The organism is Candidatus Tisiphia endosymbiont of Nemotelus uliginosus (assembly GCF_964264835.1).
Lineage (GTDB): Bacteria > Pseudomonadota > Alphaproteobacteria > Rickettsiales > Rickettsiaceae > Tisiphia.
In genome coordinates this window covers 1179911-1205647 of record NZ_OZ183485.1, presented here as the reverse complement: position 1 = coordinate 1205647, position 25737 = coordinate 1179911, and the positions used below count along the sequence as shown (strand labels likewise).

Here is a 25737-nt window from a genome sequence, read left to right as displayed (position 1 = left end):
TACCATTTCCTAAAACTAAATTAGCACTAGGAGTATGAGTATCGGCTACCTGCACAGGATCATGAAGTACGACGAACGTAGATGATTAGTTTTGGGAAATGGTATAAACTACTTCCAGATTGCCTCATCCTATATTTTGATAATTTCCTTGATTTTTACTCGAATAATCATTTTCATATAATATATTTTGCTATATTTATATTATTTAAACGCTTTATCATTATATTTAATGCCAATCTTTTGCCATCTGTTCACTAAGCTTGCATACCAGCTACAAATACTACAGAAATTATTACAACCAATCTCCTATTGCTTTAAGTACAGCAGACAAACTACTATTATAATTCTCTTATTCTTTTACTCCCATTTAACAAACGCTGATCAACCAACATTGCCCCCCCAATTCCTTCAGAAACAATTTAACTTTATATCAACAGATTATGTAGAATATATTAAAAATGAACAAATGATTTACGCTAAAGGCAATGTACAATTAATAATAGGGGATTATTTTTTATCAAGTGATAGGCTATTTTACGATATCGCTCAAGATAAATTATGGGCTGAAGGAAATGTGATGATTAAAGATAAACAGAATAAAACTATTTTAGGGGAAACTGTTATACTAAAAGAGCAATTTAAAACAGGAGTCATTTCCGACTTTATTCTATATTTTGGGGATAATACAATTTTAGTATCTAAATTAGCTGAAAGAGTGGATGAAAACATTTTACAGCTATCAGACAGCACTTTCACTCCTTGCAAAATATTATGCAATAGAAAACCTATTTGGCAAGTTTCTGCACGAAACACAGAAGTAGACCTAGATAACAATAAAATGGTTTATAAACATCTATTTTTTGAAGTATGGGGCGTACCTATCTTTTATACCCCATATTTTTCTCACCCTACTCCTAAAGCGAAAGCCAAATCAGGAATATTAGTACCGAAAATTCGCAATAATGCTTTAAGTGTACCTTTATACTATAGAGCAATGCCTAATTTAGACTTTACTCTAACCCCCCGCATTTTCCAAAAATATAATATTTTCGAATTGGAAGGACGCTATAAGCCAAATGCAAGCGATTATATGACATTAGAATCTAGCTACGGTAAAGTACCCTATAAACTAATAAAAGAAGGGAAAATAATAAAAAACCGTAAGATACATTCAGGTTATATGTTAAGTAATGGTACTTTTAACAAAGGACATTATAGTTATGGATTTAAGATAGAACGTGTCTCTGATAAAGCTTATTTAAAAAATTATTATAAAAATTATACTTCTTACCTTACTTCTAAGATATATTTACACAATATAAATCATTACAATTATTTTGTAATGGAAGCAATAAACTTCGAAGGATTAAATGTAGGGGATTCAGGCGATACAGACCCTTTAATTTTTCCTAAAGTCAGAACTAAAAATGTTATAAACCTGAATGAACAGGAAACCAGTAAACTAATTCTTGAAAATGATAGCTTAATTTATAAAGAAAAAAGTGGCAAAGAGTTAGGGCGCACTGCTATAAAGTTCTCTATAGATAATCACTTTATCACCGCGAAGGGTCATTTACTGCGTTTTATAATGCAAAATAGAACTGATATATATATTATTAATCATCTATATCCAAATGATACTAGAGCAGGCAAAGTATTATCTAGAAATATCCCGGAAATCCACGCTATTTGGCGCTATCCACTTGCCAGTTTAATATCTAATAATTCTACTATCATGATAGAACCTATTATGTCAGTTACTATTGGACGCAAGCATAATTCTAATAAAAAATTTTCTTTCATAGACAATACTAAATATGAGTTATCAGAAAATAATATTTTTTGCCCAAATCATTATAGTGGCATAGATAATCATGAATTTGGTCATAGACTAAGTTATGGTATAAATTCAGCAATAAGTTCTGGGTTAAATCATTATACTCTCTTCCTTGGGCAAGCTTATAGTACTAACTTTGCGTCTAACCCAGCTGAACATATAGAAAATGTAGGAAAAATTTCTAGCAATTTTGCTGATACTATAGATTTATTTTATCGATTTAGAAAAAGTAACACTCTAAAGCCAATTAGAGATGAAGTAGGAACAAGTATTGTCCTTAATAAATTCCAATTTACTAGTAGCTTTGCGCAAATTAGCAATTTAAAAAAATATTATCTTATTAATACTGTAGAATATAATAAATTACGGCAATTATATTATAGTGTCTCTTACCAATTAACTGATAATTGGTTGCTATCGTATAATATGAGGTTAGATTGCCCTAAAACTAAGCGTCGCATACTTTCTAAGAGTATCAAGGTGACATACTTAAATGATTGTGTTAGAATAGCAGCGCAGCTTTCTGACGATTATATGGTAGATAGTAAACGGGGAATAAAAAAATCTTTTTCCTTACCAACTATTGCTATTGGTTTAAAAATATTAAATATGTGAGTTTTAAGTATGAAAAAAATATTTTGGTTAGTTATTATTATTCTGAACATAACGGTGGCAAAAGCGGAATTACCTAACATAGTTGCTTTGGTTAATAATGAACCAATTACTTTAAATGAATTTCAAGCACGAAAACATATGATTATGGCGCTTAATAATATTACAGCCTCTAGTACCAAGGACAATAAACAAATAGATACCATTGCCATGAATGGGCTGATAGATGAGGCACTATTATGTCAGTCTACCAAAAATCAAATTTCTGAAAGTGAATTAAATGCCGCTATTGAGAGTATAGAACAACGTAATAAGATGTCAGCAGGACAATTAATAGAGTTTTTAAAAAGTAAAGCGGTTGATATTAATAGTTTTAAATCTCAAATTAGAGCCGAAATTATCAAATCGCATATTTTAGCTGGCTTTTCAAAATCCGTTACTATCAGTCCTAAGGAAGTCAATACTATTATCCTGGCAACTGAAGCAAGGGATGCGGAAATATCAGCACAAATGTTTACCTCAAAGAATAAAGAAGCTAAAACCTTACAAAAGATGTATAATTTACAAAAACGTCTTAAAAATTGTGATATAGTCAAGCCCTCTCTATATGCTGATTTTGCTACCTTAGAAACTATTAATCAAAGGCTCAACACTTTAGATACTACTATGCAAACTCTCCTACGCGACCTAAATATAGAAGAAAAAAGTAGTGTGTTTGAAACAAAGGATGGTTTCACAGTAATATTAATGTGTAATAAAAAGGTACTCAATATCACGCCTGATGAAAATAACTATATATTAAACTTTTTAACTAATAAAAAAATTTCTCAAAAAGCCCAAAAATTCCTAGATAATATGCATAAAAAAGCTTATATCAAAATCATGTTACCCTTATGATATTGCCCTCTATTGCCCAGCATGCTAGTAAGCATAGAATACTGCCTCTGAGGAAATATGGACAAAATTTTATTTTTGATAATAGCTTATGTGATAAAATAGTAAGAGTAAGCGATTTACAAGAAAATGCAGTAGTATTAGAGGTAGGTCCAGGCAGCGCAGGCTTAACTAGAGCAATTCTTACCAAAAATCCTACATCTTTAACAGTAATTGAATGTGATGAACGTTGTATAGCTTTACTTAAGGAGATAAAGAATCTGTATCCTAATTTACACATTATACATGGGGATGCATGCAAATTTGATTTACTCTCCTTAGCCACAAACAAAATCAATATTATTTCGAATTTACCTTATCAAATTGGTACAGAATTGCTCATCAAATGGTTAAAACAATTAACTGTAATAAATAGTATGACTTTAATGCTCCAAAGAGAAGTAGTAGAAAGAATATGTAGTAAGAGAGGAACAAAATCTTATGGTAGATTATCAATAATATGTCAGTTACTTTGCACGGTAGAAAAATGTTTTGATGTAGGACCTAGGTCTTTTTATCCAGCTCCAAAAGTTTATTCCAGTATAGTAAAACTTACTCCATTAGCATATATCATACCCAATAAATTAATAGAAGCAGTTGAATTAATTACTAAACTAGCCTTTGGAGAAAGGCGAAAAATGATCAAAACCTCTTTAAAAAAATTAACTCCTAGGCTAGAAGATTTTTTAGCAGAACTAAAAATTAACCATTCTTTGAGAGCAGAAAATTTATTACCGCAAGATTATTTATCCTTAGCAGAATTATATTTAAACGATTGACTTTCACTCTAAAATCCATATACTCATGGGGAAGTAGATATTTTAAGGCATGGTCAATAATTCTGCCTAAAAGCAAGAATGAGTAATATCAATACTAAAATTAAGAGAAAAGCGTGACAAAAATTATTAGTTCTAAATATAAAGCAAGCAGAAGACTTGGAGTAAGCCTGTGGGGTGATAATAAAGATTCCTATAATACCAGAAATTACCGTCCAGGACAACATGGGCAGAATACCATGATTAAGACCTCTGATTATGGTTTGCACTTAAAGGCCAAACAAAAGCTAAGGTGTTATTATGGTCGCGTTAACGAAAAACAATTTAGGAATATTTTTGCTCTTGCACTAAAAATGAAAGGCAATACTGGCGAAAATTTTATCGGATTGCTAGAAAGAAGACTGGATGCGGTCATTTACCGTATGAATATTGCTCCCACTATCTTTGCAGCCCGCCAGTTTGTAAACCATGGTTATATTAAAATAAATGGCAAAAAAGTTGATATACCAAGCATCAAACTCAAAGAAGGCGATGTCATTGAATTACGTGATACTGCAAAACACATTCCGGTAATCTTAGAATCAATTAGCAAACAAGCCAGAACCATCCCCAGCTACTTAACGCTAGATCCTGCTACATTATCTGGTAAGTTTCTTAGAGTGCCTTTAATTTCTGATGTACCTTATCCTTTTGAGCCAGAGGTACACTTAATAGTAGAGCTATATTCTAGATAACAAAAATAAATGCAAGTTTATTGCCCTGATGCAGTTCGTGTCGACGATTTTATTCCATTATTAGACTTCTTTTAGAGCTCGCTTCTGGTAGGGAATTTGAAGTCAACCCTTCGCTTCAAACCGCAGTGTATAGCTTAGATCAGTAGGATACAAACAAGGTAACATACCAAAGGCATAATAGATATGCACACTTGGAGATACATATAGTGTCAGCACCTTAACGATTTATGCCATACGTGAGGGTTTGAGCCTGATTCATTGTCCAAATTACCATCGCCAGTAGAGTTTTCGAAAGAAGTCTATTTTATGCTTACTAGCTTTCGCTCCTGCGTGATAGTCAAGCTCAGTAAAGTTTAAGGCCGTTAATAATAAGAATATAGCCAAAATAGAAAGAGCGATAATATAAGAAGCATTGGCACCCATCTTGAAGTTCCTAGGTTTTATAAAAATTTTCTTCACACAACCTAGACTATATTTAATAGACCTCTTGCATAACCTAATCTAATTGGTAATTTTGTTGTCAAAACTCATCTCCGTTCCTCACGTACAATTTAAGTACGTTGCGGTACTCGACTTCGTTTTTCCTAAAAATTCTTCAATTATCTTTAGGTTATGCAAGAGGTCTAATATATTATTACATCTCTAGACAATAGATTAAGGTACGATTATAATTTATGTCAGTAATCGTGTACCTTATTCGCATCCTTATATTGCTGGAGTTTACACAACAATCAGGTGTAAAACCACTTTAAACCTGATTGTTTCTATATATTTCTCTGAAATTCGATGTAACTTGTTACATCGAATTCAGGTTAAGTTATACAACTCAATATTATATCGCTCCCCAGAAAACTATTACAATTAAAACACAATGATTAAACTTATTTACCCTAGATTTTGGCAAACAAGAAATATTATTGCATATTTATTATTACCTTTCACCTTAATATATCTTGTTGCTACTTATATCAGAAAATTAATTACCACACCAATTAGATTTCCTTGTAAAGTGATTTGTGTGGGCAATATCAGTGTTGGAGGTACAGGAAAAACTCAAATCGTTAGTTTTATTGCAGAGCTATTGAAAGCTAGGGAGATTGACTTTATCATCGTCACTAAAGGATATGGTAGTAATCTTAAAAAAGCTTTATTAGTGACTCCTTCTCACACAGCACTAGAGGTAGGAGATGAAGCAGTAATGCTATTAAAATATGGTAAAGTAATTGCTGCCAAGAAGGTTCAATATCTTCACTCTTTTGTCCCCAAACTTAAACCGGTGGTAATGATAATAGATGATTCATTCCAAAACCCTAATTTTTATAAAGATTTTGTGATCATGACAATTGATGCTCACAGGTTCTTTGGTAATGGATTTCTACTGCCCGCTGGCCCATTAAGGCAAAACCCAAAACAAGCTATAGTAAAATCCGATATAATTATCTCAGTTAGCGCTACAAATGTGCATCCAGACTATTGCACCTCAAATATTAAAGATAAATTATTTTATGCACAAATAATACCTTCGATAGACATAGATAAAACCAAAAATTTTTTTGCATTTAGTGGAATAGGCAATCCAGATAGATTTTTCTCTACTTTAGAAAATTATGGGTTGAGATTACTAGGTTATAAGATTTTTCCTGACCATTATCAATATTCACAAGAAGATTTAGAGTATTTAGCAAAACAAGCAGAACAATATAATGCCTACTTAATTACCACCAAAAAAGATTATGTAAAAATTGATAGTACAAAACTACCAATCATTTGTTGTGATGTGCATTTATCGATAAATAATGATAGACAATTAAGAGAGCTAATATATGAAAAAATTCTTTAAAAATATCAGATATTTATTTGAATATTTTGTTGTGGTAGTAATAATCAAAATAATAGGAATGTTAGGCCTGAGTAAATCAGTAAGTATTTGTAGCTATTTGGCTAAAAAAATTGGCCCTTTGTTACCCGTAAACAAGATTGCACAAGAAAATATTCAAAATGCTTTTGGCCCCGCCGTTAATTCTCACGCACTAGTGAATCAGGTGTGGGATAATTTTGGTACTTTTATAGGAGAGTTTCCTTATGTGAGCAAAATGACTGAAGAAGAACTATTAGCAAGAGTAGAAATTATAGGCTTAAATAATATCGAGCAATTTCAGCAATTGCATCAACCATTCTTATTATTTACCGGACATTTTGCTAATTGGGATTTTGCTCTTAAAATTGCCAATAAATTTTATCATAAATTTGTTATTATTTATCGTAAAGCAAATAATCCATATGTAGATCGAATAATTAATAATACTCGGATTGATAGTAATATAAAATTAATTCCCAAGGGCCCAAAAGGGGTAAGAGAATTGATCTCGTCAATTAAGCTGGGTTACTCTATAGGCATGCTGGTAGATCAAAAAATGAACGATGGCATAGAAGTACCGTTGTTAGAACAGCCTGCTATGACCGCCCACGCAATTGCTAAAATTGCCTTACAATTTGATTATCCAATTATCCCTTTACAAATCATTCGAACTCAAGGCAGCTATTTTCAAGTTATTATCCATCCAGCAATACAATTTCAAAAAACTAATAACAGCCAAAAGGATTGCTATAACATAATGTGTATTATAAATGATATTTTAGGTAATTGGATTAAAGAATACCCTGGCCAGTGGTTCTGGTTTCACAATAGGTGGAAAAAAAATCACATAAAATCTACCCCCAAAAAACCTTAATGTTGCTATAAGAATAAGGGCTAATTAATTATAATTTCATTATTAAGTCAAATTGGTTATTATGAGATGGAATGATTTCGGTAGTAGTATTATAAATAATTGGATCATTAAATCTCTCATGTCCAAACCTATTAGTTTTGAATATAGGAATTTTCATATTCTTGGCAAACTCATTAAGCACGTTCATGATCTCTTGATTATCCTGATCACAACAGCCAAATATTACAGCATTTACTTCTTTAAATATTCCTGCTTGTTCTAAGTGGTATAAGCTGCGATCTAATTGATAGGGTTTTATTCCTACATCTTCTAAAAATAGTATTTTACTACGAGCGTTTATTTGCCAAGCGGTAGCTAACGAATTTTCTACAAGAGTTAAATTGCCACCTGTTAATTTCCCGGTAATCAGTTTACTATGCTGAGCTTCGGAATTGAGAGGCAATAGATCATTGATTGTTATTGTCGTGTCTTTGCCAGCAATGATTTTTGCTATTTTAACAAAATTCTGCCGATCTTTATCTAAATTTAATATCTCCACTATTCCATTACCATGTATAGTCTTCCATCCCCATTCTTGCGTTAAGAAAATATGTAAGGCTGTTATATCACTAAAACCTATAAAAAATTTCTCTTTTGCAGGCTTTGGGAGTTTCTGTAAATTATGAATCAATTTTGCAGATCCATAACCTCCGCGTAATGCCCATATTACCTTCGTTGAATCATCTAGTAATGCCTTCTCTAAACATTTATATCTCACTTCATCGCTATTAGAATGGAAGAGACTGTTTTTCTCATTAAAACAATTATCGGGAATATTTAATTTTAATGAATTAATATGTTGTAAGTTTAATAATATTTCTTTACTAACTCCAGAAGCTGGCGCGACAATATTAATTTTTATATCTTTCAACAACGCAATAAATTCAGCATTACTTTTTGTAAAATCTGAATTAATATTAGTCGCTAATAATGTGTCCGTTGCCATATTATCTTTTTTAAAGCCTGGATTAGAAACAGCAGTTAATAGTAGCATAACTGCTAATAAAAAAAATATCCTCATTGTTAGAATTGCTCCTAATTAAATATAGTTTTAGATTGACTTATGAAGCACATATGGTAAATAACATGGTAAGTTTTTACAAGTGCAATGATTCAGAGGAATATTTTATTATTGTTAAAAAATTAATTGACTTAATACAAACGCCCAAAAGTTATGCACAAAAATTATTTCCTAAAATAACTCTACTATTATTTTAATATAATATCTACTAAAATACCAAATTTAACAGATATTTAAAGCAATAACACCAATATAATTTTAAGTCAACACAATATGAAATCTTCTGAAATAACTATAATATTACTGTGTTATTCACGGATTATTCACAAACTTATCCACAAGCAGTGGATATGCTTTTTAATGGAAAAATCTTTATAAAAGATACTATAATTTAATAATTTTGCTATAAATATAAGAGCCTAGCTATTATTAATAAATATGCTACAATACTTAAACAACTAATATATTATGCCCTCATATGTTTCAAATTTTAACTCAAAATCTCACCAAAATATTTGATAGATTAAAAAGAAGCGGAACTTTAACAGAAGTGCAAATAAATGACACTATGCGGGATATTCGAATTGCTTTGTTAGAAGCAGATGTGGCTTTACCTGTAGTGCAAGATTTTATTGCAACAGTCAAAGCAAAAGCTTTAGGGCAGGAGATTATTAAATCAGTCTCTCCTGGTCAGATGGTGATCAAAATTATTCATCGAGAATTAATTAATTTTTTATCTTCATCTAAAGAAGAATCCAGTGTACAACTGAACGCTGAACCACCAGTATCTATTTTAATGGTTGGATTACAAGGTAGTGGTAAAACTACCGCCAGTGCCAAATTAGCGCTGTGGTTAAAAAATCAGAATAAAAAAGTATTACTAGTCTCCCTTGATACTTATAGGCCAGCAGCACAAGAACAACTGGCTATTCTGAGCCAGTCAATAGCAGTGGATTGTTTATCTATTATTCCCCATCAAACTCCTTTGGATATTACTAAACGAGCTATACATACCGCAAAATTAACAGCATATGATATTGTGATTTATGATACGGCGGGCCGACTACAAATTGATAACCAAATGATGGATGAAGCGTTAAATATAAAAAATTTAACCAATCCTACTGAAATAATTTTAGTAGTTGATGCCATGACTGGCCAGGATTCAATAATAATTGCTAATAGCTTTAATCAAAAATTAAGTATTACCGGCATAATTTTATCCCGTATTGATGGTGATGCTAAGGGGGGAGCAGCTTTAAGCCTTAAACATGTGACCCAAAAGCCTATTAAATTCCTAAGTACTGGCGAAAAATTAACCCATTTAGAAGAATTTGATCCCGAACGTATTGCTTCTAGGATATTAGACATGGGAGATATCCTCTCCTTAGTTGAAAAAGCTGCTAGCGTCATTGACCAAGAAGAAGCGGAAAAAACTGCTGCTAAACTTAGAAAAGGTAAATTCGACCTAGAAGACTACTTACTACAAATAAAAAGTATCAAAAAACTAGGAGGGTTTAGTGATATACTGAATATGTTACCAGGAGTTAATAAAATTATCGATAAAGTTGATCAATCAAAATTAAGTGGTAAAACAATCGAACACCAAGAAGCAATAATATTATCTATGACTAAAAAAGAACGCAAAAATCCCGATTTATTAAATGCTTCTCGGCGCAAGCGTATTGCATCAGGCGCAGGCACCTCCGTACCTAAAGTAAATCAATTATTGAAACAATACAAGCAAATAAGCGGGTTTATGAAAAAGGCAAGTAATATGGATATGAAAAGCCTGATGCGTCTTGGTTTAGACAAACTATTTAAACCATAATCTTATAGAGCTGCGGACTATTTTACTCTCATACCAAGTTGCTTTCTTCACATTAGGTCGTCGTATTTCGGGATTCGTCGTGCTCCCCTAGATCTACTAGGTTCCGCGCGCCTCACCACTCATACTCCTACTACTGTCTTGAAAGCAACTTGGTATCAGTCAATATTCTCCTGTAATATTTAATAAATTGATAGACAAGCTCTGCTTAATTAGCTATAAGAAAACTATTTATAATGAATGAAAAATTTCCCTATAGATTGAAGGGTATCAGAAGAATATTGCTGCGTTAAACCCATGGCTAGATAGCTCAGTTGGTAGAGCAAAGGACTGAAAATCCTTGTGTCGCCGGTTCGATTCCGGCTCTAGCCACCACCCTACCATAAAATTCAAATATCCTTCATTAGACCTCTTGCATAATCTAATCTAATTGGTAATTTTGTTGTCAAAACTCATCTCCGTTCCTCACGTACAATTTAAGTACGCTGCGGTACTCAACTTCGTTTTTCCTAAAAATTCCTCAATTATCTTTAGGTTATGCAAGAGGTCTATTAGGCTCTGTGAACTTTTCTACTTAATAAGGTTAATAAAAGCTCTTAGGATCTATATCAATTTTTAAGTGGCAATACGAAGGTATTTGAACTGAAGATAGCCATACTGCTAGTAGTTTTTGTAGATTAAATTGTTTTGCTGCTATTATTAAGATCCGATAACGATATTTTCCTGCCAATTTAGACATTAATGCTCTAGATGGCCCTAATATTCTAGCGGTACTGATTGGAGCCATTGTTACCAATTTTCGAGCAATTTCAAGCACTTTATATTCATCTTTACCTGATAAGATAATCGAAGCCATCTTCGTAAAAGGAGGCATATTTTGCATTTCACGTGTTTGAAGTTCATATTGCAAAAATTGATTATCTCCTTTGGTTAGATAATTAAATATTATATTATCTGGATAATATGTTTGTAATAATACTAGGCCTTTTTTCCCTTCACGCCCTGCTCTTCCTCCAACTTGGTGCAATAGCTGATAATTACGTTCAGTTGAAGATAAATCGCCATTATTAATATTGCCTAAATCAGCATCAATAATGCCTACTAAAGTCAGATTGGGGAAATGATACCCCTTAGTAATCATCTGAGTGCCAATTAGTATATCTATGTTCGAGTGCTCCATTTTATGTAATAATTCACGAATCCTTTCTGGTTTTTGAGAATAATCTTTACTAAACGTAACAATCTCTTGTTGTGGGAATAAGTCCCTCACTTCCTCTTCAATTCTTTCAACTCCGGGACCACACATTGTTAATGAATCCTCTCCCTCACATTCAGGGCAAGAACGAAGAATTCTACCTTGATATCCACAATGATGACATTCTAATTTTTTAGCAAGCTTATGCACTACTAGCCAGGCAGAACAACAATTACAAGTAAAACGATAACCACAAAGTTTACATAACAACAAAGGAGAATATCCTCTACGATTGAGGAATAATAATATTTGTTCTTTATTCACTAAATTTTTACGCATTGCAGTTATTAACCCCGGCGATAAATAGGAATTTTTCGGTAATTTTTCTCTCCTCATATCTATTATTTGAACTTCTGGTAAGTTGGAGTCCAAATAACGGCTTAATAATTCAATTAGTTGATATTTACCCTGACTAGCATTGTACATTGTTTCAATAGATGGCGTGGCTGAACATAATACTACCTTTAAACTAGAGGCAATGGTGGGACCTTTACTTAAAGTACTACGTAATACTGCAGAATCTCTGGCGTTATATAATATACCATCTTCTTGTTTATAGGAACTATCATGTTCTTCATCAATTATAATTAACCCAAGATTATTATAAGGAAGGAATAAACTGCTCCTAGCGCCAATTATCACCCTAATATCATTACTAAGTATACCGCGCAATATCGCCTTTTTCTGAGCTTTAGTAACGGTAGAATTCCATATTATCGGCGAAAAATTAAAACGTTCTATAAAGCGGCTTATAATCTGCTGACTTAAGGCAATTTCTGGTAGCATAATCAATATTTGTTTGCCTTGCTTTAAATAATCAGTGATTAAGTGAAAATAAATTTCTGTTTTACCAGAGCCAGTAACTCCTTTAATAATTGTGGGTTTATTAGTAGTAGTAACTAATGACAAAACATTTTGCTGATTTGGTAGAAGAGGGGGCAATGAAAAATCTAATTTGATATCTTGGTGTTTTACTTTGATAGGACCTTGTGAAATGTCAACAGGTAAAACTAGCTTAGCAATAGACCCTAGTTCTGCCATATAATAATTAGCAGCCCAGTGAATTAATTGTAATATTTCCTGATTCAATCTAAACTCTAACGGGATCTTTTGATTAATAGATTTTATTTTATTAGGCGCGGCTGACAAATTAACATCTAATTCCCAGACAATGCCCATTAGTTCTTTATTTCTAAAAGGCACCACTACTAGATCTCCTACTGTTAACTTTAATTCCGCAGGCACATAATAATCTAAAGGGAAGAGTTTAGCTAAGGGTAATAATATTCTAGCAACTTGCATTAACTTTTTCTGAATTTAATCTCAAATTCTATATAACAATTACTAGGAATCAAGTTAATTTCCTACTATTACCGCTAATTGTAAATTAATTAGATTATAATATCTATAATTCATGATAGATATTATAATCACTATTATTACAAAAATCTTTAATTTTATTAATTAATCTTGTTGCGTTAACCGATCTTTAATATTACTATTACTTAATATATTGATATTGAGTAAGTAATATGTCAGAAGAAGAGAAGCGAAACCACGAAGCTTTTGGTACGAAGGAAGAAGAGGCGGAAGCACAAATATCTGATATTAGCCAACCGCGCAAGAATCTTAGTGCTAGTATTTCTACCGGCCCGTCTATTAGTAGTATTCCTACTACCTCATCTATTAGTTCCGATAATAGTAGCACTGTAGAGACAAAATCATGGTTTAGCAGGGGTATAGATAATATCAAAAATTCTTATATAGGACAAAAAACTGCCCCGCTCTTTTCTAAAATAGCGGCAGCGAGAAAATGGGCAGCTAATACCAAAGTTGGTAAAGCAGTACGTAGTAAGGCTTTTTTAATACCAGCTTCTGTAGCATTTACCATAATAGGGCTATCTGGGGTAACAGGCCCAGCCTCTCCTCTTTTAGTAGGCTTAGGAGCTACTGGACTAGGATTAATGGCCGCCTCCTCAATAATGCAAGTACGGAAGACCAGGAAACATCGACATCTCGCAAAAGAAGCTGGATTATTAATAGAAAATCGCCGAGCTCTAATGCAACAACAAGAACTATTAGAGAAACACCCTGAGTTAAAAGAAATATTAAAAGACAGTTTGTACGTTTCTAATCATGAGCAGAAACAAAGTCAACCCATAAGTTCTAAAACAATTTTAGCTTCTCATGCAGCTCAAAACATAGTGGAATTTATCCCTGAACTGCTGGAAGCTATATCATCAACGGTGCATGCGATGCATAATCCTATAGTTGGGCTGCCATTAGCCATATCTGCAGGTAAAACGATATATTCTGCTATTGAAGGCGTACATGATACCACAAAATCAACAGAAATGATCAAATCATTACATGAATATATTAACGAGGAAAAAAGTAAACAAGATGTTGGTCATTATAAGAATGTAAAAGAACTGAGAGATATGACGACCAGAAACGCGATCCAAGCTCAAGCTATCCAATCATTAGTAGAAGAACATGAAGATTATCCGAAGCTTACTCCACAACAGAAACAGCAACAATTTAAAATAAATTGTACAGCTTTTGCTGAACTATTAAACACGAAAGAGTACCAGAAAGCAGATGACAAGACCAAAGAGGATCTGCTAACAAAAGAGATAAAATTGCAGTCTCATTATAGTAATATCTATGGTTCGAGTATGACAAGTACGCCAAAGGAACTACCCATACAACCACAGCCCTCAAATTTTGCACGGAACTTCGGGCAGGATGTAAAGGCAACATTCGCAGACCCTTTTACGGACCCGGTTATAAAGAAAAAGTTACTACAGAACATCGACCAAATGCGCAGGGCTCCACACCCCAATATACACCTTGATTCATCTTCTATTAATCGGTCTCAATCTACACCAAACGAGGTTCCACAGGCCCCTCGTAAAAGGTCAGAGCAGCATGCTAACACTCTATAGAGTAATTACCTGAATGTGGTGTACAGCGATAGTGAAGTCAGTTAAATTTAATTAACAAGGCGCGCCCGGTACAATGCCTTGACTATATAACAAAAATAAATATTTCTCTAACAATTCAGGGTTATTTATAGACTTATTGCGTATATTATTCTAATATAGTAATTATTATATTAGAGTAATGCAAATGCGTATCTCACCTCAAGAAATTAGAGAAAATCCAAATGACTTGAACGATTCAATGCAGGACCCCAACAACGAGCTATTAAATTCTACCAAACTTGATGAAGATCAAATGCCACTTATAGGGCAGCAAATCAATAACGAGCAAGCAGAAAACTCCTATGAAGAAGGCGCTAAACCAAAATCCATAATAGGCCAGTTTGTTACCAAGATATTTACTAGTTGTACCAATAAATTTAAGCAATTTCAATCTACAAAATTAGGGAAATTGTTAACTAGTACTATCTTAGGTCAGTTTATTACTATCCTATTTACTTCATTAACGTTAGCAAGCGTTTTTGGACCAGTAGGGCCTCTTCTTATATCTATTAGTGTTGCCACATTCGTAGGAGTAGCGGTAGGAGTAATTGCGGAAACTATTAAAACTAGATCTTTCCGTAAATTAGTAAAAGAAAATAATTTATTAGTACAAAATAGTGCTAATCTTAAAATGCAAGAAACTATATTAGAGAAACTGCCATCTAATTTGAAGGAAATATTAAAGAAAGATTTATATCTGCCAAGCCCTACTTCTTATAACCCTCATCATATAAACTATAGTTATGAAATGCTAAAAAATATGTGGGATACTGGGGTAATTCACATTGCGAGCGCACTGAACATAGGCGCTAAAGTAGCGGCTGCAGCTAGCGGTAATATTACTGCCCTTATGAGCGCAATACTCAGTGGTACAGTAGCAGTGGGCAATATAGCTTATTCCGGTTACACGGCACATCAATTAACTAACTTAACCACCAAATTAAAAAAAAATATAAAACTGGAATTAGCTATCCAATCTATTGAGAAATATAAGAACTTACAACAATTAGAAAATAAATGTAAAATACAATCTATCCAAACTGCCGCTTTATTAGCCTTAACCCATAACCCGGATAATGTCCAGCTACCTGCTGAGCAAATACAAAATAAGTTTCTTATATATAAAATCGCTGCAGCTAAATTAATCGAAGAGAAAGATTATATTACATTAAGCGAGCAGGACAAAATTATAAAACTTCATGAAGAAGCTGGCAAAATTAAAGAAGGAGAACTCTTAAACTTCACCAACAATAACCTTGAGAAAAAGCCAAATACTCATATAGTAACAGCTTGGATAAAAAGTGTCGGTAAAGATTTATGGAGAACTCTTAATCCTTTGTATGAACCCCCAGCATTAATACAACCAGCTCCTTTAAGTAATACGACAGAAGTTAATAAACAAGATAGTCAAAGCCAAGGACTTATTAAGGAAATACAAGCTCATGACCTAGAGTTGATAAATCACCATCCAACTCAAAAACAATATGTAGTAGAATCTGAGCACCTTCCCTCTGCTCCTTTAAAAGAATCTATAGCTTTAAATCATGAAGCAGCTCATAAACTACCACTACAACAAAAGAGCAAGATGAGTTATACCCAAAAAGTTAGTGACTCTGATCAATTGCCCAGCCGCCGCGGTATGCGTAAAACTCGCGGTTAGTCAATCATGAAAAAGAGAATTTATTTAAATAATCTTGGCACTATGTAACTATGCAACATCAAGCCTTTATCTGTTAGCTTAATATAATGGTCCTCTCCTGACTCTATATTCCAATTCACTAAACCTAATTTTTTATAGTCAGTCAGCTTTTCAATATCCAAAATTTCATCTAATTGTTTACCTATTTTTCTTTGTAGCAACTCTATATTAATACCCTGTTCAAGTCGTAGTCCCATCATTAAGGTTTCTTCAGTTATTTCCTTATGGGATAAAGGGATAAGAGATTGGATACCACAACCTCTTTCTTGCACTGCTTGCAACCATTTTGCTGGCTGATGCCACATCATCATGCTGTGGATAGTAGGCTCAGGAGCATTATTATAGATATTAATTCTACTATGTGCCCCTGGCCCAATCCCTAAATAATTATTATATTGCCAATAAGTCAAATTATGTTTGCATTCCTGACCAAACAGAGCGTAATTAGATATTTCATACCTATTATATCCTTGCGTTTTTAAATACCAATTAGTCCATTCATACATATCAGCTGCAATATCGGTATCAATAATTGCTAGCTTCCCTTCGTTAAATAATTTATAGAATAACGTCCCTTTTTCGATAACTAATTGGTATAATGAAATATGTCCAGAGGCCAGCTGCATAGCATTCGTGAGCTCATTTTGCCAATCAGCTAACGTTTGATTAGTTCGAGCATAAATTAAATCAAAAGATATTTTAGGGAAAAGATTACGCGCTATTTCAATAGTTTGCATTCCTTGCTTAACGTCATGTTGGCGCCCTAATACCTTTAAATCCTCATCTACTAGCGACTGCACCCCCACCGATACCCGATTAACTCCTGCTAAACGAAAATCTTTAAATTTCTTAGATTCGAAAGAGGTAGGATTAGTCTCTAAAGTAATTTCTGTGTGCTCATCTATTATAGCTAATGCTGCTATTCTATTTATTACTCCCTCAACTACATACGGTTTCATCAAAGATGGAGTGCCTCCCCCAAAAAAGATAGATCTTACATATTTATTGTGAATAATAGCTTGAAAATATTCCAGCTCACCGATATAACTTTTTAGCCATATATCATGCCCAATTTGATCAGCAACATGAGAATTAAAATCGCAATAAGGACATTTTGAAAGGCAAAAGGGCCAGTGTATATATATCGATAAATAATCTTTCATTACAAAGATTTAAGGTAAAGTAGCTAATATGCCTAGATTTTTATTAGGCATATTTTGGCATATGTTGTAGCATAAAATTTTTAATTTTCTCGAAAGCAGCATTTTCAATTTGCCTGATTCTTTCTTTAGAAATATTATATTCAATGCTCAGTATATCAAGCGTAGTAGGGGAATCCTTTAATTTACGTTCTGTTAAAATATGGAGCTCTCGCGTATTTAATAGTTTCATAGCTTGAGCTAATAAATTCTGTTTTTTGATAGCATCCTGTTTACTGATTAATTTTAATTCTTGGTTTAAGCGAGGCTCAGGTAAAAATTCAATTAACTCCCCTGCACTATTCTCACTATTATTTACCAGATTATTTAAAGATAAATCAGGGCCAGATAACCTAGAATTCATTTCACTTACTTCATTTCTACTAACGCCAAGTTCATTGGCAATTTGAGTAAAATCTTGTTCTGTTACAGCTCTTGAACATATCTTAGTAATCTTTTGTTTAATTTTACCAAGACTAAAAAATAATTTTTTCTGTGCAGCAGTAGTGCCAATCTTAACTAACGACCAAGATTTTAATACATATTCCTGAATTGCCGCTTTAATCCACCACATAGCGTAAGTCGACAAACGAAAACCTAAATCAGGATTATATTTTTTGACCGCTTGCATAAGACCTAGATTCCCTTCAGATACTAGCTCACTAAGCGGCAACCCATAATTCCTATAACTAATTGCTATTTTGGCGACTAGCTTTAAGTGACTAGTTACTAGCCTATGAGCAGCTTCAAGGTCCTGATTATCAAGATAAGACTTTGCAAGTAAAAACTCTTCTTCAGGCGAAAGAGAAGGAATCTTGTTAATCTTTTGCAGGTATTGATAAAATCCTGTTTCCGCAGAAATGACTGGCAAACTAGTGTTATTAGACATATAATAACCTATAAAATTTAAGAAACTGATAAAAAAGACTAATTATTAACTTATGGTCCTATACATTAGGGAAGAATATACTCGATGAAAATCAAGAATTGCGTTGTCGTTCTTCAGGGTTCAAGGTAGCAACGTACTAATATGTACTGCTTTTGCTCCTTGACCCTTTGGCTCCTGCTACTATCTTGATTTTGATTCTATCGTCTATCAACTCTTCAGGTGCGAGCAGTATACACACCCCATTTAAGCATGAATAAGGATCACTGATTATTAAATTAAGGGTATTATAACATAAGTTGGAAATATTTTAAATAGGCTTCTTATTACTTACGAGAAAAATAGTGACACAAACATCTAATAAACATTTTGCTTTGGCGTTAGTCAGTTTAACACTTAGTATGGTCATGTTAAGCTTTGCCGCTGTCCCTATTTATAATCTATTTTGCAAAATGACTGGATATGGAGGCACTGTCACTCGACAAGACACTACTACTTATTATCATAAAAGGCCGAAAGGCAAGAGAATTATCAGTATAGAATTTGACTCCAATGTTGATAAAGATTTACCTTGGAAATTTACTCCGAAACAACGTAGAACCACTTCTATTCCCGGACATAACACCTTAGTTTTTTATGAAACAGAAAATTTAAGTAGTAAGGATATAGTCGGCACTTCCATTTATAATGTGACCCCTAATAAAGCTGGCAAATATTTTATAAAAATTCATTGTTTCTGCTTTGAGGAACAATTGCTGAAAGCAGGACAAAAGATGTTAATGCCAGTCACATTCCTGATAGACCCCGAATTAGAAAAAGATCCAGAAATGCAGGATGTTCATGTGATAACATTATCTTATAGTTTTTTCAAGGTCAGGGAAGTTGAAAACATGCTAAAAAATTCAAATAAAGATTTAAAAAAATAACAAGTTAGTATATATATGACAATAACAATTCATTCACTAGAAGATTTTAAACAAATGCGCATCGCCGGCAAGCTTGCTGCTGAAACTTTAGACTTTATTACAGAACATGTAACACCAGGAGTAGATACCAACTTCTTAAATAACCTTTGCCATGATTTTATTATATCTAATAATGCCGTCCCTGCTCCCTTAAATTATAAGGGCTATCCAAAATCAATTTGCACCTCTGTTAATCATGTAGTATGCCATGGTATTCCAAGTGAGAAAATCCTGAAAAATGGTGATATAATTAATATTGATGTAACGGTAATTGTAAATGGGTGGCATGGAGATACTAGCAGGATGTATTATGTTGGAGATGTCAGTATTAAAGCAAAACGCCTAATACAAGTTACTTATAATGCCATGATGATTGGCATCGAACTAGTCAAGCCTGGAGTACATCTAGGTACGATAGGAAATGCTATACAACATTATGTAGAAAAGCATAATTATTCCGTGGTACGAGATTATACCGGCCACGGCATAGGACGGATATTCCATACAGAGCCTTCAGTACTACATTATGGTCAGGTAGGAACAGGACCTATATTGGAAACAGGAATGTTTTTTACTATTGAACCTATGGTCAATAGCGGACATTATGCGACCACTTTAAGTAAATTAGACGGTTGGACCGTCACTACCAAGGATAAATCATTATCATCTCAGTTTGAACACACTATAGGAGTAACTGCGAATGGTTTTGAAATTTTTACTCTATCCCCAAAACGGTTAATGTATCCGCCTTACACACTATAAATATGCAAGATAATATACCTCATTATATGGGACATAGACAACGTTTAAAACAGCGCCTCAATTGTTCGCCAGACAATCTTCTTGATTATGAATTACTAGAACTAATATTATTTTTAGTTATACCGCGCAGAGATGTTAAGCCCTTAGCCAAAGAATTAATGGAGAAATTTGGCGACTTTTCTGGTTTGTTAAATTCTAATAAAGAAAAATTACTCAGTGTAAAAGGCACTAATGAAAATTTATACATCAATTTTATTATCCTTCGCGAGTTAATTAATAGAATGCTAAAGCAAAAAGTAATAAAACAAAATATTATTAGTTCTTGGAGTGTGTTAATAGACTACCTAAAAACTGTTATGGGTAGCCTGCAACTGGAACAATTTAGGGTTTTATTTTTAAATAAAAAAAATATTTTACTTGCTGATGAAATTTTAAGCCACGGAACTATAGATCAAGCCGCCATCTATCCTAGGGAAATCATTAAAAGAGCTTTATTTAATGAAGCAAGCGCCATTATATTAGTGCATAACCACCCAAGTGGTAATAGTAAACCCTCAAATACTGATATTCTTCTTACAAATACTATAGTCAAAACCTGTGCTCATATGAATATCCTAGTACATGACCATGTCATCATTGCCGGTAATGAATATTTTAGCTTTAAATCGAATATGTTATTGTAAAAGGTGCTTCTGCAGTGTAATGAATTAGCACTACTGTAAAACTTTAATAGAGCTTTTAAAAAATTGTGCATTTATACCATATGTTCTCGTGATATGTTAATATTTCTTCTCTCATTTACGAGTAAATTTGTTAACAATCTTAATATTAAGTGTAATACTTAAATTAATTAAAGATACAGATTGAAGATAGACCATGTCACTTCTTATAGGAGATAAATATGAGCATTATTCTAGAAACAGAAGGAGAAATGCAACCTAGCCAGGTTTTTAAGATTGATCTTGAGGCCCCCTCCCTACCTAAGGACTTGATACCTACTCCCTCTATCTCTTTTAACCTAGATAAATTCAAATTGCTAGGAAACGAATTTGTAACTAAAGGGATAGCATTTACCCACAAATTTCTTCAGAACAATAATTCTGCTTCAATAGAAGAGATAAAAAGAAAATGTTGCCCTTATCTCTTAAATGACCTGGCAAATCCTGCAGAATGGCAAGCTAGTCTTCCTATAGGAGGAAAAGAGGTGCCAGTTTTTAAGCAGGAGTTTTTGGATGAAGTGAAGACACTAAATAATGGCTACTCTCCTGAACTGTTAGAATTTTTGCAACATTGCTCCCAGACTATTTTAACTCCTCAAAAAATTGCTGCGAAAATGTTGCTTCAGCTTGCTAACAACCTCTTAACACGAGAAGAATTACAAAGTGATTTACAAAATGAGTTGCAGGAGTATAAAAAACGACAGCAAGACGATGCTAAGAGAGACTGGCCGAGAGCGATGATTATATTAAAAAATCAAGATAGAGCACGGATCATTGATATTGAGACAGAAACATTATCATCATTAACTAATGAACAGAAAGATTGTATACAAACCATCAGCCATCAAGGTATGTTGGAGGCAGGTTGGCTTGATAGCGCAGCTAAGACAGTGAAGTTAGATGAAACCGTGACGTTCAATGAGACTCTAGATAAGATTTTTAATATTAATAATGTCCAAAGAGATTACAATATAGATTTGCAGGAGACAAAAGGTAGGGTTTCTTTAGTAATTGACATAGCCAAGCCAGGTATAGTGAAATTGCAGAATCTAACTAATATGGCATTGCGCGCTACTCCTAAGGAAGATTTCACACTACCAATTCCCACTCCAATTCACTGGATTACAGGAGTTGTAGAAGCAGATATTTCTGCTTTACAAGGCGAGGAATTTACCCCTGGCTGCTCATTATCTTCTCCCAAAATTACTTTTTACCTCTCAACATTTGTCCCTGACCTTCGCTTAGAGTGGCCTGAAGATAAGCGCACTATTGAAGACCCAATGTATGATGGACCACGGAAAATGATGAGAGACACTTGTATACAATCTTGTCTTGATGAAATCGCCACAAACGGACAGCAGCTTTCTAAGGCAATGAAAAAATTAAGTGAGTTAAAAGATAGAGAAAGTGCAGCTAAATTGATATGTTCATATATAATAAATTCGAAATTTAGTGGGAGCCAGCAGGACGCTGATTCTTTCTTGGAAAACCTTATTGAGACAATGAACCAGGAGCAGCTCTTTACTGATTCAATAAATAAAAGTGGGTTCTTTACTGATGCAATAAATAGAGGGAAAGCAGAAGTAACGGCAGAAAAGCTTGTAGCGACTAGGGATGCTACGCAGGAACAAGCAAAAAAACCTTTACCTTCGACGCAAAGAGTTGCTGTCAACTGCTATATGCTGATTATACAGAATCATGAGGAACAGAAAAAAGTTGCATATACCACAAAATTTGCAGAGACACAATTTTCAAAATATTTAAATAGCTGTAACACACTAAATGTAGACAATATGGAGGCTATATTAAACGAGGGAACTGCGATATTAGCCCTAGCATGTGACAAAAAGGAGGATCAAAGGGCAATTAGGCAAAATCTAGCTTCCTTATTTATAAAATGTATAGCGTCGGAAATCACAGGAGAAAAGTTAGCAAAAAAATTGCAAGATTATATTGGACAGGATGCTATTAAAACGTTAACAGACCAAAACTTCGTAACAAACAAACTGACAGAAAAGAATAAGGCACACAAAGGGCAAGGGGACAATAATATCTCTACCCCGTCAGCTCTAAGCAGTGGACTAAAGGGAATAGCACATAATGTTACGAAGAAAATACTAGGGCGTTGATGTTAATTTCTCCGTCTCCTTTTAGCTTTGTAAAGAAGATATCATAATATATTATGTTATTGTGAATAAATCTTTACTTTATTCCTCTTTAATTATTTAATATATATTAACATATGTTAAATATAATGCCGCTTATCTCAAGATACTATAGGAGTAACCATGGCTAAAAATGTAGAACTACTAACAACTGCTCCCCAGGAGTTAGAAAGGATGCTAATTGTTGGCCCTAGGCACCAAATACCTTTAATAATTAAGGAATTATATAACAATACTGACAACTGGCTGATTATTGGAGACGGTATAAAAGATATAGAACTACATGAGATCAAAACAACACTAAAGAAACAAAATAAGGTAATAGGCCCTGCTACTAACATTGACCTACAGACCCATGGTGGACGCTATAAGAAAAAGGGTACTGTACGTCATATTATCGAGTTAAATAAACATAAAACTGTTTCTGCAGAATTTATATATGAGCTATGTACACTCAATGGAAAATACACAGACGGCCCTAAATGTATTAATTTTTACTCTTGTAATGGTAGTACTGCTACTAATAAGACAGCAATAGAGTATTTGTCAAACAAGTTAAAGAAAAAATTAATTATTATTACTCATGTAGACGCTAAATCTGTTTCCAATAGCATGATCACAGACCGTATGTATATAGATTCTATTAAAGAATCGCTAGAAAAAAAGCCCACACCACATCAGCAATTTATCTATGAATTACCCAGGAATTGGCTAGGAGGAGCAAATTTTGTTGAATTTGAAGAAGATGGTACTGTACATAAATTCAAAACTACTCGTATTGTAAGACCAGAAATAGTAGATATCATTATAAAAACTTTGGCATCTATGCCAAAAGACGAGACTGCCGCGCTTAAACTTGTAAGATTTTTTTTGCGTGAAGATGCTCGAAGATTTATGTATCAGTTCGAAAATGTAGTAGATCAACCTGTATATGCTTCTATGCGTAAGGCGATACAAGACATTGAGCAGGTGGATGAGCAAAGTATCAAGAATTTTATAACAGCTACATTATTACATTCTATTAATAACCATGCAGATTTATCTAATGAGAATACACTGGAAGCTCAAAACAGAAGAAATAACATTAATGAATTAATTATTAAACTACTCCCACCTCTCAAACAAGGAGGAACAGATTTAGATAATAACCTAGCAACAGGCATGACTCTTTTACAACAGGCTATGAGCTACAGGAATCTAGAAGTAATAGAAGCTGTATTAAAATGTGGAATAAATCCTGACGAAAAAGATTTCTGGGGTAGCACGCCTTTATATACTGCTTGTGATCGTGATAATGTAGAGATTGCAACACTATTATTAGAGCACAAAGCAAATCCTAATGAAAAAAGTTCAGTAGGTTACATGCCTTTACATAAGGCATGTGAAAAAGGTAATGTAAAAATTGCAACACTATTATTAGAGCATAAAGCAAATCCTGACGAACAAACTTCAGGAGGTTACACACCTTTATATAAGGCATGTGAAAAAGGTAATGTAAAAATTGCTAGGGTATTACTAGAACACAAAGCAAATCCTGATGCAAAAAGCCCACTAGGTCACACGCCTTTACATGAGGCATGTGAAAAAGGTAATGTAAAAATTGCAACACTATTATTAGAGCATAAAGCAAATCCTGACGAACAAACTTCAGGAGGTTACACACCTTTATATAAGGCATGTGAAAAAGGTAATGTAGAGATGGTTAGACTATTATTACAGCACGAAGCCCAGCCGGATAACAAGATGAAATATGATCTGACACCTTTAAATAATACGTGGAGTCAAGGAAATGTAAAAATTATCAAATTACTGCTGATGGCCGTATACAAACAAAAACAAAGAGCCGAAGCTGATGGGCAACAATTGGATAATATTATGTCAGAGATAAACCAAGGTAGCCTTAAGATCCCTGGTAAATTGTTTAAGAGATATGATATTCAAAAGTTAGAAGAGCTAATAGAAAAAGTACCAAATACTACTTTAACCCTAGATAAAGAACAAGATATAATTCACTACCAACTTGTAGATAAAGAAGAAATTAAAGAGTTGCATGACGTAATAGCAAAACGTCGGGCAATTCTTGACACTAAAGCACCTAATGTTAATGAGTTACCCGACCAGCCATCACTTTCTGCTGCAGCTAAACTTGCAGTGGAAAATATCCAAGGTAAAATATCTCATGTGCCAAACGAGAAAGTAGGAACTGAAGCTCAGATATTGTCTCGCAGTGCTTCGCACCATCAACTTCCTCAGCAAGATAAATCGGCTGTGCCAATCACAAAAACTACCAGGCCTAGAAGTTTGTAGTAGGTAAACAGGCTACCTCTAAACACACACTCATCTTATATCTGATAGTGCACAAATTCCTCCTTTCATACTCCCATAAATGGCTGCAGGGAGATAAAATCTTCAGGTGCAAGATGAAAAATTTTAGGTAAATATATCTTAGCAACAAAATTATTGTCCTGCTTCACTTTAAGGAATAAAATTAATTGTATACTCTGCTGCTCCCCAGAATTGGCTCCGCAAAACTGCAGGGAATTTGCGTGCTCATGTAGTATATCTCTACTGCGCGTGCTCCCCCCTGG

The 25737-nt window shown here is 33.6% G+C and carries 18 protein-coding genes and 1 tRNA gene; 15 read left to right on the top strand and 4 right to left on the bottom strand.

Annotated elements, in window-relative coordinates; all coding sequences use genetic code 11:
• Nucleotides 1–391: 391 nt before the first annotated feature.
• From ACFELV_RS05290 to ACFELV_RS05265, 6 genes are all read left to right on the top strand, one after another.
• A complete protein-coding gene (locus tag ACFELV_RS05290; protein ID WP_375327063.1) occupies nt 392–2452 on the top strand; it encodes an LPS-assembly protein LptD in 2061 nt (686 codons plus the stop codon).
• 9 nt (nt 2453–2461) lie between these two features.
• A complete protein-coding gene (locus ACFELV_RS05285) occupies nt 2462–3346 on the top strand; it encodes a SurA N-terminal domain-containing protein (RefSeq protein WP_375327062.1) in 885 nt (294 codons plus the stop codon).
• Nucleotides 3346–4161, top strand: a complete 816-nt coding sequence (gene rsmA, locus ACFELV_RS05280) for a 16S rRNA (adenine(1518)-N(6)/adenine(1519)-N(6))-dimethyltransferase RsmA (RefSeq protein ID WP_375327526.1) — start codon at nt 3346–3348, stop codon at nt 4159–4161. The genes ACFELV_RS05285 and rsmA overlap by 1 nt, the downstream gene beginning before the upstream one ends.
• 113 nt (nt 4162–4274) lie before the next feature.
• The gene (rpsD, locus tag ACFELV_RS05275; RefSeq protein WP_375327061.1) at nt 4275–4892 is read left to right on the top strand and encodes a 30S ribosomal protein S4; all 618 of its coding nucleotides are present in this window, start codon (nt 4275–4277) and stop codon (nt 4890–4892) included.
• Between the two features lie 871 nt (nt 4893–5763).
• Entirely contained in the window at nt 5764–6732 is a 969-nt protein-coding gene (gene lpxK / locus ACFELV_RS05270; protein ID WP_375327060.1) for a tetraacyldisaccharide 4'-kinase, read from the top strand.
• Entirely contained in the window at nt 6716–7624 is a 909-nt protein-coding gene (locus tag ACFELV_RS05265) for a lipid A biosynthesis lauroyl acyltransferase (protein WP_375327059.1), read from the top strand. Before lpxK ends, ACFELV_RS05265 begins: the two co-directional genes overlap by 17 nt.
• Nucleotides 7625–7652: 28 nt before the next feature.
• Here the strand turns inward: ACFELV_RS05265 and ACFELV_RS05260 are convergent, their stop codons facing one another.
• Nucleotides 7653–8684, bottom strand: a complete 1032-nt coding sequence (locus tag ACFELV_RS05260; protein WP_375327058.1) for an LD-carboxypeptidase — start codon at nt 8682–8684, stop codon at nt 7653–7655.
• A gap of 478 nt (nt 8685–9162) precedes the next feature.
• Here ACFELV_RS05260 and ffh point away from each other — a divergent pair, with 478 nt between their 5' ends.
• Together ffh and ACFELV_RS05250 are read left to right on the top strand one after the other, a co-directional pair.
• Nucleotides 9163–10515 (top strand): signal recognition particle protein, encoded by a 1353-nt coding sequence (ffh, locus tag ACFELV_RS05255; RefSeq protein WP_375327057.1) that lies wholly within the window; start codon nt 9163–9165, stop codon nt 10513–10515.
• A gap of 296 nt (nt 10516–10811) precedes the next feature.
• A tRNA-Phe gene (locus ACFELV_RS05250) sits at nt 10812–10887 on the top strand.
• Between the two features lie 208 nt (nt 10888–11095).
• On the opposite strand, the gene ACFELV_RS05245 is transcribed toward ACFELV_RS05250, so the two are convergent.
• Entirely contained in the window at nt 11096–13069 is a 1974-nt protein-coding gene (locus tag ACFELV_RS05245) for a primosomal protein N' (RefSeq protein WP_375327056.1), read from the bottom strand.
• Nucleotides 13070–13299: 230 nt separating this feature from the next.
• Here ACFELV_RS05245 and ACFELV_RS05240 point away from each other — a divergent pair, with 230 nt between their 5' ends.
• Together ACFELV_RS05240 and ACFELV_RS05235 are read left to right on the top strand one after the other, a co-directional pair.
• Nucleotides 13300–14715: a hypothetical protein gene (locus tag ACFELV_RS05240; RefSeq protein WP_375327055.1), complete on the top strand. Its 1416-nt coding sequence runs from the start codon at nt 13300–13302 to the stop codon at nt 14713–14715.
• 184 nt (nt 14716–14899) lie between these two features.
• A complete protein-coding gene (locus ACFELV_RS05235; RefSeq protein ID WP_375327054.1) occupies nt 14900–16414 on the top strand; it encodes a hypothetical protein in 1515 nt (504 codons plus the stop codon).
• A 20-nt stretch (nt 16415–16434) separates the two neighbouring features.
• Here ACFELV_RS05235 and hemW read toward each other — a convergent pair whose 3' ends face one another.
• Entirely contained in the window at nt 16435–17616 is a 1182-nt protein-coding gene (gene hemW / locus ACFELV_RS05230; RefSeq protein WP_375327053.1) for a radical SAM family heme chaperone HemW, read from the bottom strand.
• A 43-nt stretch (nt 17617–17659) separates the two neighbouring features.
• Nucleotides 17660–18541 (bottom strand): RNA polymerase sigma factor RpoH, encoded by an 882-nt coding sequence (gene rpoH, locus ACFELV_RS05225; protein ID WP_375327052.1) that lies wholly within the window; start codon nt 18539–18541, stop codon nt 17660–17662.
• Between the two features lie 341 nt (nt 18542–18882).
• Between rpoH and ACFELV_RS05220 the strand changes: the two genes are divergently transcribed.
• From ACFELV_RS05220 to ACFELV_RS05200, 5 genes are all read left to right on the top strand, one after another.
• Nucleotides 18883–19464: a cytochrome c oxidase assembly protein gene (locus ACFELV_RS05220; protein ID WP_375327051.1), complete on the top strand. Its 582-nt coding sequence runs from the start codon at nt 18883–18885 to the stop codon at nt 19462–19464.
• A gap of 15 nt (nt 19465–19479) precedes the next feature.
• The gene (map, locus tag ACFELV_RS05215) at nt 19480–20265 is read left to right on the top strand and encodes a type I methionyl aminopeptidase (RefSeq protein ID WP_375327050.1); all 786 of its coding nucleotides are present in this window, start codon (nt 19480–19482) and stop codon (nt 20263–20265) included.
• A 2-nt stretch (nt 20266–20267) separates the two neighbouring features.
• On the top strand, nt 20268–20948 hold the full coding sequence (gene radC, locus ACFELV_RS05210; RefSeq protein WP_375327049.1) for a RadC family protein: 681 nt from the start codon (nt 20268–20270) through the stop codon (nt 20946–20948).
• A gap of 218 nt (nt 20949–21166) precedes the next feature.
• Nucleotides 21167–23113 (top strand): hypothetical protein, encoded by a 1947-nt coding sequence (locus ACFELV_RS05205; protein WP_375327048.1) that lies wholly within the window; start codon nt 21167–21169, stop codon nt 23111–23113.
• A gap of 159 nt (nt 23114–23272) precedes the next feature.
• Nucleotides 23273–25456: an ankyrin repeat domain-containing protein gene (locus ACFELV_RS05200; RefSeq protein ID WP_375327047.1), complete on the top strand. Its 2184-nt coding sequence runs from the start codon at nt 23273–23275 to the stop codon at nt 25454–25456.
• Nucleotides 25457–25737 lie beyond the last annotated feature (281 nt).

Bases quoted from the DNA above. Each gene is read 5' to 3' on its own strand.
- ACFELV_RS05285 (WP_375327062.1), top strand. From the start codon at position 2,462: ATGAAAAAAATATTTTGGTTAGTTATTATTATTCTGAACATAACGGTG.
- lpxK (WP_375327060.1), top strand. From the start codon at position 5,764: ATGATTAAACTTATTTACCCTAGATTTTGGCAAACAAGAAATATTATT.
- ACFELV_RS05265 (WP_375327059.1), top strand. From the start codon at position 6,716: ATGAAAAAATTCTTTAAAAATATCAGATATTTATTTGAATATTTTGTT.
- ACFELV_RS05260 (WP_375327058.1), bottom strand. From the start codon at position 8,684: ATGAGGATATTTTTTTTATTAGCAGTTATGCTACTATTAACTGCTGTT.
- ffh (WP_375327057.1), top strand. From the start codon at position 9,163: ATGTTTCAAATTTTAACTCAAAATCTCACCAAAATATTTGATAGATTA.
- ACFELV_RS05245 (WP_375327056.1), bottom strand. From the start codon at position 13,069: ATGCAAGTTGCTAGAATATTATTACCCTTAGCTAAACTCTTCCCTTTA.
- ACFELV_RS05240 (WP_375327055.1), top strand. From the start codon at position 13,300: ATGTCAGAAGAAGAGAAGCGAAACCACGAAGCTTTTGGTACGAAGGAA.
- ACFELV_RS05235 (WP_375327054.1), top strand. From the start codon at position 14,900: ATGCGTATCTCACCTCAAGAAATTAGAGAAAATCCAAATGACTTGAAC.
- hemW (WP_375327053.1), bottom strand. From the start codon at position 17,616: ATGAAAGATTATTTATCGATATATATACACTGGCCCTTTTGCCTTTCA.
- rpoH (WP_375327052.1), bottom strand. From the start codon at position 18,541: ATGTCTAATAACACTAGTTTGCCAGTCATTTCTGCGGAAACAGGATTT.
- map (WP_375327050.1), top strand. From the start codon at position 19,480: ATGACAATAACAATTCATTCACTAGAAGATTTTAAACAAATGCGCATC.
- radC (WP_375327049.1), top strand. From the start codon at position 20,268: ATGCAAGATAATATACCTCATTATATGGGACATAGACAACGTTTAAAA.
- ACFELV_RS05205 (WP_375327048.1), top strand. From the start codon at position 21,167: ATGAGCATTATTCTAGAAACAGAAGGAGAAATGCAACCTAGCCAGGTT.
- ACFELV_RS05200 (WP_375327047.1), top strand. From the start codon at position 23,273: ATGGCTAAAAATGTAGAACTACTAACAACTGCTCCCCAGGAGTTAGAA.